The sequence below is a fragment of the Chitinophaga rhizophila genome (assembly GCF_019492185.1).
Lineage (GTDB): Bacteria > Bacteroidota > Bacteroidia > Chitinophagales > Chitinophagaceae > Chitinophaga > Chitinophaga rhizophila.
In genome coordinates, this window is record NZ_JAICCF010000003.1 from 1,317,330 (window position 1) to 1,332,275 (window position 14,946).

Consider the following 14,946-nt stretch of genomic DNA (forward strand, 5'->3'; position numbering starts at 1 on the left):
TTATCGACTGCCGGACTTGATTCTAAGGAAAAGGCCGATCTGTCTCAGACAGATCGGCCTTTTGTTATCCTGTTATCCTGGTTTAATGTTCCAGAAAATCATTGTCTTTACTTTCGTTCGGGCTATCATTGGAGCCGGCTCTTTTTTCAATATCGGCAAACCATTTTTCCACTGTACCTGACAGGAATACGGGCACTTTACCTCTAACATACTCTTTCAGTATCTCGAAGGTTTTTTGTGCCTGTTCATTGGAGAGCCCTGCTTTTTCTTTTAGTTCTTTTAAGAGGTCCATATCGTATTACTTTGAGTTTAAAGGTAATGAGAAATTAGAGGATGTATGAATTATATTCTATTTTTGTCCTCAGTAATCCCCCTATACCTATGAAGAGAATGCCTATTGGAATTGATCACTTTAAGCGGAGGATGTTGACGCTGCAGGAAGCAGGGTTAGCCAGAACAATACCCGCAGTTTTACAACTGGAGTATATCCAGTTTTATATCCACATTTTTCAGATGCCTGTTATCTCTACGCGTGCCGGCTGGTATGCAAGGTATGAGGATGGGGCCCTGGCGCAACTACCTGATGATATAGTAGGGCAATTAAATGCAGTATACCGACCGCGTTTTTCCTTATGGGCCTGTCAGGGTGCATTGTTGCTGATTGCTACGATCATGCTGGCCATCTTCGGGAAAGCGATAGCTGATTATTAGAGCAGTCTTCCTGACGGTCTGATGGTTAGTGTGGTAGTAAGAGACTTCTAGCTGGTCTGAAGCCTTAAACTGGTTTAAAGACTGATTACCTGAGCCACACTGATATAATATAAAAAGGCGTACCGCGTGGTACGCCTTTTTTATTTCCTGAAGTATAAATTAGTTATTAAGCGACTTTCAGCTGTACGAGTGTGGATTTATCCAGTCTTTCTTCAGCATAAGCTCGTGTTAGTACGAAGCTGCTTTCGCTGGAAGAAGGCAGGTTAAACATCGCGTCACTTAGCACAACCTCACAGATGGAGCGAAGGCCACGTGCGCCAAGTTTGTACTCCATTGCTTTTTCCACGATATAATCAACTGCGTCATCTTCCATTACCAGGTCAATACCTTCCACTTTGAACAGTTTCTTGTATTGTTTTACAAGAGCGTTCTTAGGTTCGGTCAGGATGGCTTTCAGCGCGTCATGATCGAGAGAGTTCAGGTAAGTCACTACCGGCAGACGGCCCAGTAATTCCGGGATCAGGCCGAAGGACTTAAGATCCTGAGAGTTTACGTAGCGAAGGATGTGTTTCTTGTTTTCTTCTTCTCTGTCAGTATTAACAGTGAAGCCGATACTATGTGTCTGCACCCTGCGGCTGATGATCTTGTCAACGCCATCGAATGCACCACCGCATATAAACAGGATATTCTGTGTATTAACCTTGATAAGCTTCTGCTCAGGATGCTTACGTCCGCCTTGTGGGGGTACAAGTGCTTCAGTACCTTCCAGCAGTTTCAGCAATCCCTGCTGCACACCTTCGCCACTTACGTCGCGGGTGATAGAAGGGTTATCGCTTTTACGTGCGATCTTATCAATTTCGTCAATGTATACGATACCGCGTTCAGCGGCTTCTACGTCGTAGTTACATACCTGCAGCAGGCGGGTAAGGATGCTTTCCACATCTTCACCTACGTAACCTGCTTCGGTAAATACGGTAGCATCTACGATAGTGAAAGGTACATTGAGCAGGCGCGCAATAGATTTGGCCAGCAGGGTCTTACCGGTACCGGTCTCACCTACCATAATGATATTGGATTTTTCAATTTCAACATCATCATCACCAACCTGTTGGTTAAGTCGCTTATAGTGATTATAAACGGCTACAGCCAGTATCTTTTTAGCGTCATCCTGACCGATTACGTATTCGTCCAGGAACTTCTTTATTTCGATTGGCTTCGCCACTTTAGGAACAAAGTGGGAAGGCGCTTTCTTGCCTTGCTGCTGAAACAGCTCCTGTTCTATGATTTCCTGCGCGTTTGCCACACAGTTCTCACAGATATGACCTTCTGCACCTGCAATCAGTATCTGCACTTCATCTTTTGAACGGTTGCAAAATGAGCAACGGATTTTGGACTCTTTCATAGCTTACAAAGGTACGTTAAATGGGGGAAAGGGAAATTAAGAAAAAAGGGTGCAGAAAAGACATTTTCGCACCCTTTTTCCATTAACTTATTTCCGTAATCTATTATTGCGGAGTGTTGTTTTCCTGCTGTTTTCTTGGATTTCTGGTTAATACGTCATCGATGATGCCATATTCCTTTGCTTCATCAGCAGTCATCCAATAGTCACGATCAGAGTCTTTTTCTACCTTTTTCACTGGCTGACCACAATGGGTAGCGATGATTTCGTTCAGCTCTCTTTTCAGCTTAACGAACTCACGTGCGGTGATTTCGATATCGGAAGTTTGACCTTCTGCACCACCATGAGGCTGGTGAATCATAACTCTGGCGTGTTTCAGTGCAGTTCTCTTACCTTTTGTACCAGCTACCAGCAGTACGGCACCGAAAGAAGCGGCCATACCGGTACAGATAGTTGCTACATCAGGAGCGATGATCTGCATGGTGTCATATATACCTAAACCTGCATAAACGCTACCACCGGGGCTGTTAATATACATTTGTATATCGCGGGTACGGTCTGTAGATTCCAGGAACAGTAACTGAGCGGTAATAATGTTAGCTACGTAGTCATTAACAGGGTCTCCCATGAAAATGATACGATCCATCATCAATCGTGAGAACACGTCCATGATTGCCATATTCATCGGGCGTTCCTCGATGATGTTTGGCGTTAGGGCATTAATCTGATGACGGGTATAGCTATCTACTACCAGGCTGCTGATCCCTCTATGCTGGATGGCATATTTCCTGAATTCGTTATTAATGTTCATGATGGTGATGTTTATTAGGTAATTTAGCAAATTCTTCGGCTGTTACTTCCTCATCCTTCACATTTACCTTATTTTCTGCCCAATCAAACAATTTCTGGGTCACCATTTCGCGGTAGGTCTGGTCCACGAATTTCTCATCCTGCAGCAGGCGCTCCAGGTAGCTGTCCAGCCAGTCAGCGCCATCGGTAGCGGCAGCACCACCAAAGTAGCCCATAACTTTCTGTTTAGCCGCTTCTTTCACTTCATCGAAAGAAACGTCCAGCTGATTTTCGCGGATCAGTTTATCGCTGATCAGTGTCCAGCGTAACTGATGATCAAAACCTGGATATTCTTTGTCGGCTTCCTCTGCGGTTTTTGGTTTTTCACCGCCGGTTTGCAGCCAACGTTTCAGAAAATCCTTAGGCAGCTCAATAGGCGTCTCGTGAACCAGCACTTCAAACAGGTCGTTATGCAGGCGGTTGCGGCTTTCGGCATCCCAGGATTTTTCTATTTCTGATTGCAGTTTTTCGCGGAAGGCTGCTTCAGTAGTGATTTCTTCAGCAGGGAACACTTCTTTGAAGAACTCTTCGTTCAGTTCTCTTTTTTCAATTAATTCTATTTTGGTAATAGTCAGCTTGTAATGTTTAGCTGAGATATCTTCATGCAGACCCAGTACATCGTGCTGGAACCACACCAGTTTATCAGCGTCAACAGCTGCAGAAGCCAGCACTACAATGCTGTCATCTTTTTTCTTACCCTGCATTTCTGCCTGAGTAGCAGCAGAGAAATTCTTTACCAGGAAAGAAACTTCTTTCTGCAGACCACCTTCAACAGCTGTACCCTGGGCGTCTGTTTCAACAACATTCAGGCCGAGTACATTATTTTCAGAAGATATTGCTTCAACTTCAGAAGATTTGCCACCTCTCAACTGCAGGCGCTCCACCTCTTCGTTCAGCATTTCAGGAGTAGCTTTGATTTTATAACGGGTCAGTGTAGTCTTACCCGCTTCAAGTGGAGTTACATCAAAAGCTGGTTTCAAACCAATCTCGAAATCAAAGTTGTATTCAGATGGATTATTGTGATCGAAAGTTCTCGCTTCTTTATCAAGTGAAAGCGGCTGAGCAAATATTTCCACTTTTTCGTTCTGGAGATATCCCATCAGCTCTTTTTCAACAGTTTTCAATATTTCGTCCGCGAAGATGGCCTGACCGTGCATTTTCTTAACCATGCCAGCAGGCACCATGCCCTTACGGAATCCTGGTATATTGGCTGTTTTGCTGAGTTGCTTTACTGCTTTGTCGAAATTGGGAAGGTAATCTTCCTGGCTCACTTTCACAGTGATCTTATCATTCAATAAACCGATGTTTTCTCTGGTAACGGTTGCCATAATAGTTTAAATGTTCTTGTATGAAGCAATAATAATTCCGAGTTGAAATATCTGCCATGAAGTCACAAAGGCACGAAGGAATGGCAGCTGGGTGGGAGTTACTTGGTGACTTAGCGCCTTAATGGCAATTTTAAGAAGCCGGATGCCGGTTGCCGGATAAAAAAAACGCTTAATGCTGAGGCAGTCTCTGCGTTAAGCGGTCAGCATCTTGCATTAAGCGTCAAAAAAAAGTGCGGGTGATAGGACTCGAACCTACATGCCGTGAAGCACCAGATCCTAAGTCTGGCGTGTCTACCAATTTCACCACACCCGCAATTAATATTTATAAGAACTGTTTCCCCAATACTGGCATACCGGGAAAAGGACTGCGAAGGTATGTTTTTTTATTGATTAAAAAAATCGAACACAGCAGAAATTTTAATCTTGGGTAAAACCTGTCACTGCTTTCCGCAAAAGACGCGCCAGCCAGACCGAAAATGGACGGGTATACCGGTTATCCGGATCAAGCGTCGGATCCAGTATTGTGACATGCATCCCCCGAAAAAGCGTGGATGCCAGCAGCGGGGTAAGTGCTTCCTCCAGTTCCTCATAGGAAAGACCTCCGGCGTCCGGACTATCCACACACGGCATGATCTCATTATCAAGGATATCCACATCCAGATGTATCCAGAAGCCATCCAGCCCAGCCTGACCATTCATTGTCAGGAATGCCTTGATAATAGCCGGAATACCCTGTTCCCTGATAGCCGGCAGGTCATAATAGCTGATACGGCTGTCAATAATAGGCTGTACATACGCAGGGTCCATCTCCCGATTGCCAAACGCATATATATGCTCCTCTCTGATATAAGGGCTTAACTGCGCAATATCCGATAACTTAGGATGCCCATTGCCAGAAACAAACGCCAGTCCCATTCCGGCTGCTCCGGCCGTACCCGAATGCTCCGGTAACATATAATCATGGTGCCCATCCATAGCAAACAGCCCATATGGTCTGCCTGTACGCCGTAAACCCAGCGCTGTGCCAATAAGGATACTGCAATCTCCACCAATTACTATGGGAATGATGTCTTTATTGACGGCTTCATAGACTTTATCTGCCAGTAGCTGGCTGTAATTGATAATGGCGTCTGCATTCCTGACCTGCGTGTCTGGGTCAATATCCATCGTATAAGGTGGGGCAGGAACAGTAATGATCTGGGAAATCCCTGCTTCTTCAGCAAAGTCATTCCGTCTCAGGGCCTCGGGAAAAAACTTAACACCTGGTTCTATGCCGGGTTGTAATTCCTTCAGACCCAGGTTGCTTGGGGCTTCAATGATCATGAAATTGCGCATCGGTACATGTTTTTGTACTGTCTGAGATATGACAGAGCGTCATGTACCGAAGATAAGTGCTTTCAGGCTAACGATGAATGCAGTGAGCTATCAAATTTTCTGCATGGCTAATTGGGCACTACGGGCTGCCTTCGCCTTATTCCTGAAGAACAGTAAAATATTGATAGTGATAACCATACAGCAGCCTGCACATACTGCCGGCCAATGGCCTATATTCCATAAGAACAATCCCAGGGCCGAACCGGTAGCTCCACCAATAAAGGTGGACGTCATAAATACAGTGTTAAACCTGTTCCTGGCTTCCGGCAGGATAGCATAAATAATAGTCTGATTGGTAACCTGTACCGCCTGGTGGCCTACATCAAGGATGATAATCCCTGCCAGCATCAGGAATAGTCCGCTGCCTGTAAAATAAAAGCCGATAAAGCTAACCAGTTCACACACCAATCCTATAATAATATTGTTCCTCGGGTCGCGGCCGTCGCTGATCTTACCTACCAAAGGAGCTGCCAGTGCACCGGCTGCTCCGGCCAGGCCAAAAAGTCCGATCTCGAAACTCTTAAAGCCAAACGGTGGAGCGGAGAGAAATAATACCATCGTTACCCAAAAGGCACTCAGTACCGCAAATGACAGGGCGTTTGTAACTGCTGCCTGTCTTAACAGCGGCTGAGTCATAGCATAACGTGCTACTGATTTCATCAGCTGACCATAGTTCCCGTTAAAGGACGGCTGACTAACCGGGAACCGGAAGCGCATCAGTACCAATAATACCGCACATACTCCGGCAGCAATGTAATACATGGCCCGCCATCCATAGAAAGCGCCGATAGTGCCGCTAAGACTACGGGAGGCCAGTATACCTACCAGTAGTCCTGCCATGATAGTCCCGATTGTACTGCCACGTTTGTGATCAGCTGCCAGCGTGGCGGCCAGCGGTAAAATGAGCTGAGGTATAATACTGCAGATGCCAATCAATACACTGGCTATCTGTAAAATGATGAAGTTTGGGGCTGTTGCTGCCATCAGTAATGCCACAACGGCTGCGCCTGTACCTACCAGAATCTGTTTACGCTTCTCCAATATGTCACCCAATGGTACCAAAAGGAGTAAACCAAGAGCATATCCTATCTGCGTCAGATAGGTCACCCTCCCCGCTATACTCTCGTGCAGGCCCCACTCTTTCGACATTAATACTATCAGTGGCTGACAATAATAGATGTTGGCTACGATCAGTCCGGCACAGGCTGCCATAAAAGCTGTATCTCCCTTTCCCAGATGTTGCTGTTCCATTCCCATGATTTCTGATGAAGGCGCAAAGTTAAGACAATTAACGGAAGCCTTCCAGCAACTCAACTGCTCCCTTAGCCAGGAAAGAAGCACCAAAAGGAATACATCCTTCATTAAATATCACTTTCGGATGATGCAGGTAGTAACCTGGAGAAGCAGGATCCTGCGCGCCCAGCAGGTAGAACATAGAAGGTACTTTACGGGAATAATAACAGAAGTCTTCTCCTGCCAGCAAAGGTACTACCTCGGATACATTGTCCTTTCCAAAAACTGTAGTAAGACTACCTTGTAGTCGTTGATGGACTGTTTTGTTATTAAGTACGCTGGGGATCGTAAAATAGAGATCAAAAACGATTGCTGTCTGGTGTATCAGTTGCAGGCCGTCAATCAGCTGCTGTAATCTCCGGACTACTGCTTCATAGACTTCCAGGTTGAGTGCACGGATAGTACCCTCGAGTATCACTTTATCTGCAATCACATTTGGTGCAACACCGCCATTGATCTTGGTGAAGGATAACACGGCAGTTTCCATAGGTGGTGTATTCCTCGACACAATGCTCTGTGCTGCCTGTACCAACTGGGAGGCTATCAGTACAGCATCTATGCCCAGCTGTGGAGATGCGCCGGCGTGTGCCGCTTTACCAGTAACCTCCAATGTGAAAAAGCCCGTGCATGCCAGCGCAGGGCCTAATGCGTAGGTTATTTGTCCTACGGGAAGAGATGGATCAACGTGCATTCCCAGTGCGGCCTGTACATCATCCAGGTGGCCGGCTTCCACAAACTTGCGGGCACCGCTCTTCCGTTCAGGGTCATTTGCTGGACCTTCTTCTGAAGGCTGGAAAAGAAACTTAACGGTTCCCCGGAAGTCAGTATCCTTTAATAATGCTGCAGCACCTATCAGCATAGTAGTATGCACGTCATGGCCGCAGGCATGCATTTTTCCGCTAACCGCCGAAGCAAATGGTAACCCCGTCTCTTCCTGCATGGGAAGAGCGTCCATATCGGCACGGATGGCTACACAAGGCCCTTCACCCCGGGTAAGGGTAGCGATAACGCCGGTACCGGCAACATTTGAAATATATGCGATTCCCAGCCTGTCTAATTCCCTTTTCACCAGGCCGGATGTGTGTTCTTCTTCGTATCCCAATTCAGGGTTAGCATGAATCTGTCTTCTGATCTGAATAAGCCTGTCCGCTAGTTGTGTGTCCATCTATACAGCATTTCCCATCAAGTTAAGCGGTTTTTCCGATATTCTCTGGGAGAACAGCGGTATCGCTTGCGGAATACGGCGGTGAAGTAGTTTGCGCCGCGGTAACCGCTGCTGTAACTGATTTCTTTAATGCTCAGTGATGTTTGTGATAGTAACAAAGCAGCTTTTTTAAGTCGCAGGTGCTCTATATAACCTCTGGGGGATACGCTGAGCAGTTCTTTAAAAGCGCGCTCAAACGTATTAATATGCATACCTGCCTGTTTGCTTAGCTCTGATATACTAAGCGGCTGGTGATAGTGATGTTGGATGTATTGACAGATCTGCCGGAGCTTCTGTGCCTGATCGCCATTTTGCAGGTATTTGGGCGTAAGTGCGTTGATGTACTGCGTAATGAGTTCCTGTATTTTTTCGTCAATAAAGGACTTCAGTGTAGCTGACACAGCAGGGGGCTGCCGCATTTCAAGTAATACTTTCAAATCCGATGCATCCATCCTGATTGCCGGCAGCAACGCAGCTCTGCGCGCCTGCCGCTGATGCAGCTGATAAATCTCGTCAAAGGAAGCATGATGGGCAATAAAGTTCTTAAAGAACGCCGGAGAAAATGATATGCATATCATTTCGTAATAGCCGGGTCGCAGCTCTGCTATATTCTGTGAATTGGACGGAATGTAGTAGATGCCGAACTCCTTTTCGATCAGCATCAGTTTCCCTTTTCCCTGTAATCTGCAGGATATATTGCCTTGCATAATACAATACATGGCAATCATAGACTCGTTAACAGATGGCTGCAGCCGTACTTTGTCCTTTACGAAACAGTGCTGCCAGCTGATGACCCAGTCAGTATCCTGGATATGCTGTGTAAGATAACTGCCAAAGGGGGCTTCTGAATAACTTATCTCTGTAGCTTGTGCGATCCGGTATTGCTGATATCTTTCCGGTAGACTGTCAGAGGTCCGGACATGGGGTTGCATCTTTTCAGGTATCCCGAAATGCAATGCCGGGGGATATAAGCTGGAAGTCATGTTCAGGCATTTAACCGGTGACTGATAATAATTCTGGTTGTATAAATTCTGGTTACTACCCAAATTTATGTCCCGGTACTGCGATGGTACTTCAAATGAATGCCTGCGCTAAATATACTTCAGCCACCACTGCGTATGTGTCTGCCTGTATTTTCCGAACCACTGACTAGGTTTATACAGTATAGCAACTACCGATATCCATATCGCATATACTATCGGTAACGTATACCCGAAGTTAACCGGTCTGAATAAAAAAGGTATATTAGGATCAACTATATCTCCTGCTGTATAACCGCTAAGGAAAAAGGCAATCACCAGCAAAAAATGTAACAGGTAGAAATGCAGAATGTAATAGAAGAAAGGAACTTTACCATACACACTAATCACCTCCTGCCAGCGCCCTTTTACCTGTTCAAGCCCTGCAAGTGCAAGCAATGTTGGCCCCAATGTCATGCACAAGAAATCAAGTGATGGCGGATATTTACTTACATCAATAAAATCAAGGAATGTTCTGAAGCCTGTCTGCTGAAATTCCCATGGAGTAGGGTTTCCATAATGATTAATGCTTCTGAGCACAATGAATAAAAGTATAGCCGCACTGCCTGTTATCAGCAGAAACTTTCTACGTACTTCTACTGTTGCGTCTTTCCTGAAAAAATATCCCGCACAATATCCGAGTAACATGGCACTGGTCCAGGGCAGTATGGCGTAGAACGCAAAGATGAACCGGTTGCCTCCCATCGGTATAACTGTTCCAAATGAGGTAAATAATATCTTCCAGATATTACCCGGCAGCGTGAAGTAATCAAGTATATTATGTCCGAAGAAAAGCAGCAGACCTGTGAATAGTACTGCCTTAAATGATAATCGCATCAGTAAACCAAGTACAATCATACTCCATCCGATAGCCCAGATTACCTGCAGGATGAACACATTGTAAAGCGGATTAAATGTAAGCCCCAGGGTAACTATCACCAGCTCTGCAATAATCAGCCATAGCCCCCTTTTCATGAGGAAGGTACTGGCCTCTTTCATTGTTTTCTTCTGCGAAGCAATGTATGCTGATAATCCCGATAAGAATACAAATGCAGGAGCACAATAATGCGTGATCCAGCGGGTGAAAAATAACAGGGGCGTTGTAGTTGCCGCATCCAGTGGATCGGCAGTCATCGCTGTGTTATGGAAGAAATCACGTGTATGGTCCAATGCCATAATGATCATTATAATGCCACGCAGGATATCTATTGATGCAATACGGGAACTTGCTGACTGCATATGGAGTGTATTTTACAGGGATGGGTTGATGCTATGGTGAATATACCGATGTTTATTTATGACAACAATATCTTTTCAGAAATTGGCCTAAATTAGCTGATACTCCAAAATCCACCATTCTCATGACTACAAAACAAATTGCTGATCGCCTGGTAGCACTCTGCCAACAAGGTGAATTTGATGCTGCTCAGAAAGAACTCTTTGCAGCTGATGCTGTAAGTATTGAACCTTATGCCACACCTGAATTTGAGAAAGAAGTAAAAGGACTGGATAAGATTGCCGAGAAAGGAGAGAAGTTCATGCATATGACGGAAACTATGCATAGTGTAGAAATCTCTGCTCCGGTAATCGGAGGAAATGCCTTCGCTATGTCTCTAAAAATGGACATCACTATGAAAGGACAAGATAGAATGACAATTGAAGAATTATGTGTTTACCAGGTGAAAGACGGAAAGATTATTTCCGAGCAGTTTTTTATGTAAAAGTCCGCCGCTGTAACTAACTGCGTCCAGGACGGCAACCCCTGAAGAGCTTTTTAGATAATACAGCAAAGGGCTGCCTGAGCAGCCCTTTGCTGTTACCAGCCCCTTGAATTAGAGCCGGACTCAATACAGTGGAGGCAGTATCGCTCAAATGTTTCGCCGAATTTGTCTTCATAGACACCATATCCGACAAACCCGACATCCCCGGCAGCAACATCGGTAGTAGCTACCGAAGGGTTCTCATCCACCATGTCGTAATAGGTTTGTCCCATACCTACAATAAAGCATCGCCGGTATAGAAAGCCGTCGTCAGTCCCGCCTGTGCGTTCATGAATCTCTTCCCTGTCTATATGGAAAAGCTTTTCCTCCATCACATGATTGAACTTCGTTAATTCCCGATCATCCAGGTAAATAAGCTGCTGCCGGATATGGTCTGTGATCTCTGTGGAAACGATGTTTCCGAGGTACCTGATTAAAGCGGGATCATTGGTAGTAAGCGCGGTTTCTCTTAAATTGAATAAATCTCTATCTGTTGTCCACGCGGTTTCAATGATTTCCCAGAATCTTGTTGCGTTCATAAAAGACAGATTTTTATGTGTCGTGGAATAGGCGCCGGGTATCACCAATGTACATTTACATAGACGCCTTTACCTATAACAATCCAGGGACGCCAAAGTTCATCCCTTATTTTAGAAGTATACCTGCTATTTTACTATTTTGTCACCTACTGATAATAACACCTATAAATCGCTTATTATTTTATGAAACAGCTTCTTTTTCTTGTCATATTCCTGTCCCTCGGATTGACAATGCGGGCGCAGCCAACCCAAAAGCCGCCATTACATGGACGTCACTGGATGGCTGTTACCGGTAAGCCCCTGGCCGCTACTGCGGGCTCAATGATATTTCAGAAAGGTGGCAATGCTGTCGATGCTGCCTGTGCAATGCTGGCCGCTACCTGTACAATGTGGGATGTGCTGAGCTGGGGTGGAGAAACGCAGGCGCTCATCTATAATCCTAAGACAAAGAAAGTAATTGCTATCAATGCGCTCGGTGTAGCTCCGACAGGAGCAACGCCTGCTTTCTTTAAAGAAAAAGGATATAATTTCCCTCCTGAGTACGGTCCTTTAGCAGCTGTTACGCCTGGCACCCCAGGTGGAATTTGCTACATGCTGGCAGAATATGGTACGCTTAGTCTGAAAGAAGTGCTTGCTCCCGCAATGGAGATGGCTGCCGGATACCCTATAGAGGCGCAAACCGCCAATAGCATGGAAAGAGGTAAAGATCGCATTAAGCAATGGCCCTATAGTAAAGCCGTATTTCTTACGCATCCGGGAGAAAAAAGAGAAGCGCCTGAAGCAGGAGAGATCTTTGTACAAAAAGATCTGCTGGCAACCCTCACCAAAATGGTGGAAGCCGAACAAGACGCGCTGAAGAAGAAGAAATCCCGTAAGGAGGCTATTATGGCTGCCTACGACAGGTTCTATAAAGGAGATATTGCCAAGGAATTTGTACGTGGTTGCCAGGAACAGGGCGGCCTAATTACAGAACAAGACCTCGCCCGCTGGAAGCCAATTGAGGAAGAACCATTACACGTCAACTATAAAGGTATTGAGGTCTACAAACTACAGTCCTGGACACAAGGCCCTATGCTACTCCAGAGCCTGAATATCCTCGAGAACTTTGACATCAAAGCGATGGGTTATAACTCTCCGCAGTATATCCATACGCTGTATCAAACCATGAATCTGACATTCGCTGACAGAGACTTCTACTATGGCGATCCTTATTTTATGCCTAAGACACCTATTGCCGGTCTCTTAAGTAAAGCATATGCGAAAGACAGGGCAAAGCTGATCAATCCCGATCACAATGACCCTGCTCCGTTGCCAGGTGATCCATATCCCTTTGAAGGTAAGACCAACCCGTATCTTCAGCTGTTGCAGCAGCGCCCATCATTGACAGATACTGCTTCGCAGAAAAAACCTGCCCGTTTCGTACCTAAACATGATGCCGCCAGCCTGCTGAATACACCGGCTTCCCCAGAGATGTATGCCAGCAATGAGATAGACAGCGCCTATATGGATAGATTATGGAGAGGTACAACCAGCGTGGAAGCAGCGGATAAAGACGGTTGGGTCGTTTCAATTACACCAAGCGGTGGATGGATGCCTGCCTGTATCGCCGGTCGTACTGGTGTTGGTATGAGTCAGCGCTTGCAGAGTTTTGTACTTGACAGTGTATTATGCCCGTTTAATGTGGTTGCGCCAGGCAAACGCCCCCGCGTGACGCTTACACCATCCATGGCCCTCAAAGATGGCAAACCCTACCTGTCTTTTGCAGTTCAGGGCGGCGATACCCAGGATCAGAACCTTTTACAGTTCTTCTTAAACATGGTAGAATTTGGAATGACTGTGCAACAGGCTACTGAAGCTGCCAACATTAACACGAATCAATTATGGTTATCTCTCGGTGGAACGACTATCAAAGACCGTATGCCGCATACTGGCAGTATATTGCTGAATAATAACACGCCGGATACTACGCGCTCTATTTTAAAGAAGATGGGCTATAATCCCAGCTACGGTGAACGTACCAGTGGCCCTATCAATGCCATATTCCTTGATACTGCTCATGGCTCCTTATGGGGTGGTAGCAGTAATCATGGAGAAGACTATGGTATTGCATGGTAAGCGCAATCAACTGCTCCTTTTGGCCTTCATCCATAGGAAGAATGGGATACCGGTCATCTGTAAAAGAAAACCATAGTATATCGTTTTCTGGCCTGCGCTGGCAATTGCCCAGAATACATACCCAAAAGAAATGACAAACAGCAGTATACATTGTATCCATTCCATCGTAGTAAGTTGCGTATCCCTGGTGCGCAATATGAAATAAGAAGCGGTGGAGAAAAGGTAAGGTATCAGGACTGACAGCGTAGATAAAAGTACAAGGAACTTAAACTGATCTACCAAACCCTTGTTGTAATTCATAATCATGAATATGGAGATCAGTATACTGCTGAAAAACATACCTACATAAGGCACACCCTTCTTATTTTCTTTACCAAATATCGCAGGAAACAGGTTGTCCTTCGCAATGGCGAAGGGCAGCTGTCCCTGGATAAGTATCCATCCATTCAGTGCCCCAAAAGCAGCGATAGCCACGCCTGCGCTGACAAGATAACGCGCATTCGGTCCCCACATTACTACGGCTGCATCTGAGAACGGAGTCAGACTCTTTTGTAACTGCTCCGGCGGAATGATGCCCATCACACTGACAGTACCCACTATATACACGATTGTCGCAATGGTCAGTCCCAGCATCGTTGCACGAGGAATAGTTCTTTGCGGATTGGCCACTTTATCTGCCGGTACGGTTGCAGATTCAATACCTACAAACGCAAACATGGTAAAGGTAACTGTGTTTGAAAGCACTTCAAACAGTGAAGTACCGCTGTTGTTAAAAGGAGGGAAGTTGTCTGCTTTAATAAAGAACAGTCCTCCGAAAGCAACTGCAATCAATGGTATCAGTTTCAGAATAGTGGTTGTAAGCTGTACGCCACCGGAAACCCTTACACCGGCATTGTTGATCCATGTCAGGAGCCATATAGAAGCTAAGCCGGTACTAACTGCTGCCAGCGTACTGGTTGACAATATCGGAATAAAGGTACTTAGCGCACTCACAAAGCCCACAGTGATAGCAGCATTTGCACAGGCTACTGCAATATAATATCCCCAGGCAACAGAGAATCCCATATAATCTCCGAACCCCCGCCGCGTATACGCATAAGGCCCCCCGGTAACATTCGGTACAATCCGGCTCAGGTTACCGAACACTTTAACCAGGAAAAAGCACCCAATGGCAGAAATGACCCATCCCAGCAAGCTTACACTGCCAAAAGAGGAAAGCGCCGCCGGCGCCAGGAATATGCCTGCTCCAATCATATTACCAACGATCAGGGAGGTACTGGTTAGCAGGCCAAGTTTGTTTTTATCTGTATGCTGTTGTTTCACGGATATGCTGGGTGAATGAGCGGCAAAAATAG

14 protein-coding genes and 1 tRNA gene are annotated in these 14,946 nt (G+C 45.7%); 3 read left to right on the plus strand and 12 right to left on the minus strand.

Features of this window, described 5'->3' with window-relative positions; genetic code table 11:
- Positions 1 to 82: 82 nt before the first annotated feature.
- The gene (locus K1Y79_RS19975) at positions 83 to 292 is read right to left on the minus strand and encodes a hypothetical protein (protein WP_220251924.1); all 210 of its coding nucleotides are present in this window, start codon (positions 290 to 292) and stop codon (positions 83 to 85) included.
- An 89-nt stretch (positions 293 to 381) separates the two neighbouring features.
- Between K1Y79_RS19975 and K1Y79_RS19980 the strand changes: the two genes are divergently transcribed.
- Positions 382 to 711, plus strand: a complete 330-nt coding sequence (locus K1Y79_RS19980; protein WP_220251925.1) for a hypothetical protein — start codon at positions 382 to 384, stop codon at positions 709 to 711.
- Positions 712 to 877: 166 nt separating this feature from the next.
- On the opposite strand, the gene clpX is transcribed toward K1Y79_RS19980, so the two are convergent.
- From clpX to K1Y79_RS20025, 9 genes are all read right to left on the minus strand, one after another.
- Positions 878 to 2,113, minus strand: coding sequence for an ATP-dependent Clp protease ATP-binding subunit ClpX (clpX, locus tag K1Y79_RS19985; RefSeq protein WP_220251926.1), 1,236 nt, complete (start codon positions 2,111 to 2,113; stop codon positions 878 to 880).
- Between the two features lie 103 nt (positions 2,114 to 2,216).
- Positions 2,217 to 2,921: an ATP-dependent Clp endopeptidase proteolytic subunit ClpP gene (gene clpP, locus K1Y79_RS19990; protein ID WP_220251927.1), complete on the minus strand. Its 705-nt coding sequence runs from the start codon at positions 2,919 to 2,921 to the stop codon at positions 2,217 to 2,219.
- Positions 2,911 to 4,287 carry a trigger factor gene (locus tag K1Y79_RS19995; protein WP_220251928.1) on the minus strand — a complete coding sequence of 459 codons (1,377 nt, stop codon included), beginning with the start codon at positions 4,285 to 4,287 and terminating at the stop codon, positions 2,911 to 2,913. The genes clpP and K1Y79_RS19995 overlap by 11 nt, the downstream gene beginning before the upstream one ends.
- Positions 4,288 to 4,518: 231 nt before the next feature.
- Positions 4,519 to 4,600 (minus strand) — tRNA-Leu (locus K1Y79_RS20000).
- Positions 4,601 to 4,704: 104 nt separating this feature from the next.
- On the minus strand, positions 4,705 to 5,622 hold the full coding sequence (locus tag K1Y79_RS20005) for an arginase family protein (RefSeq protein WP_220251929.1): 918 nt from the start codon (positions 5,620 to 5,622) through the stop codon (positions 4,705 to 4,707).
- 90 nt (positions 5,623 to 5,712) lie between these two features.
- Complete coding sequence (locus K1Y79_RS20010) at positions 5,713 to 6,912, minus strand: MFS transporter (RefSeq protein WP_236059708.1); 1,200 nt, start codon at positions 6,910 to 6,912, stop codon at positions 5,713 to 5,715.
- 37 nt (positions 6,913 to 6,949) lie between these two features.
- Complete coding sequence (locus tag K1Y79_RS20015) at positions 6,950 to 8,119, minus strand: M20 metallopeptidase family protein (protein ID WP_220251931.1); 1,170 nt, start codon at positions 8,117 to 8,119, stop codon at positions 6,950 to 6,952.
- A gap of 17 nt (positions 8,120 to 8,136) precedes the next feature.
- Positions 8,137 to 9,141, minus strand: a complete 1,005-nt coding sequence (locus K1Y79_RS20020) for a helix-turn-helix domain-containing protein (protein WP_220251932.1) — start codon at positions 9,139 to 9,141, stop codon at positions 8,137 to 8,139.
- A 108-nt stretch (positions 9,142 to 9,249) separates the two neighbouring features.
- The gene (locus tag K1Y79_RS20025) at positions 9,250 to 10,416 is read right to left on the minus strand and encodes a DUF1624 domain-containing protein (RefSeq protein WP_220251933.1); all 1,167 of its coding nucleotides are present in this window, start codon (positions 10,414 to 10,416) and stop codon (positions 9,250 to 9,252) included.
- Positions 10,417 to 10,538: 122 nt separating this feature from the next.
- On the opposite strand from K1Y79_RS20025, the gene K1Y79_RS20030 reads away from it, so the two are divergent.
- On the plus strand, positions 10,539 to 10,898 hold the full coding sequence (locus tag K1Y79_RS20030) for a nuclear transport factor 2 family protein (protein ID WP_220251934.1): 360 nt from the start codon (positions 10,539 to 10,541) through the stop codon (positions 10,896 to 10,898).
- A gap of 95 nt (positions 10,899 to 10,993) precedes the next feature.
- On the opposite strand, the gene K1Y79_RS20035 is transcribed toward K1Y79_RS20030, so the two are convergent.
- Positions 10,994 to 11,476 carry a DUF4240 domain-containing protein gene (locus K1Y79_RS20035; protein WP_220251935.1) on the minus strand — a complete coding sequence of 161 codons (483 nt, stop codon included), beginning with the start codon at positions 11,474 to 11,476 and terminating at the stop codon, positions 10,994 to 10,996.
- Positions 11,477 to 11,659: 183 nt separating this feature from the next.
- Here K1Y79_RS20035 and K1Y79_RS20040 point away from each other — a divergent pair, with 183 nt between their 5' ends.
- Positions 11,660 to 13,591 carry a gamma-glutamyltransferase family protein gene (locus tag K1Y79_RS20040; protein ID WP_220251936.1) on the plus strand — a complete coding sequence of 644 codons (1,932 nt, stop codon included), beginning with the start codon at positions 11,660 to 11,662 and terminating at the stop codon, positions 13,589 to 13,591.
- 6 nt (positions 13,592 to 13,597) lie between these two features.
- Here K1Y79_RS20040 and K1Y79_RS20045 read toward each other — a convergent pair whose 3' ends face one another.
- The gene (locus K1Y79_RS20045) at positions 13,598 to 14,914 is read right to left on the minus strand and encodes an amino acid permease (RefSeq protein ID WP_317197491.1); all 1,317 of its coding nucleotides are present in this window, start codon (positions 14,912 to 14,914) and stop codon (positions 13,598 to 13,600) included.
- Positions 14,915 to 14,946 lie beyond the last annotated feature (32 nt).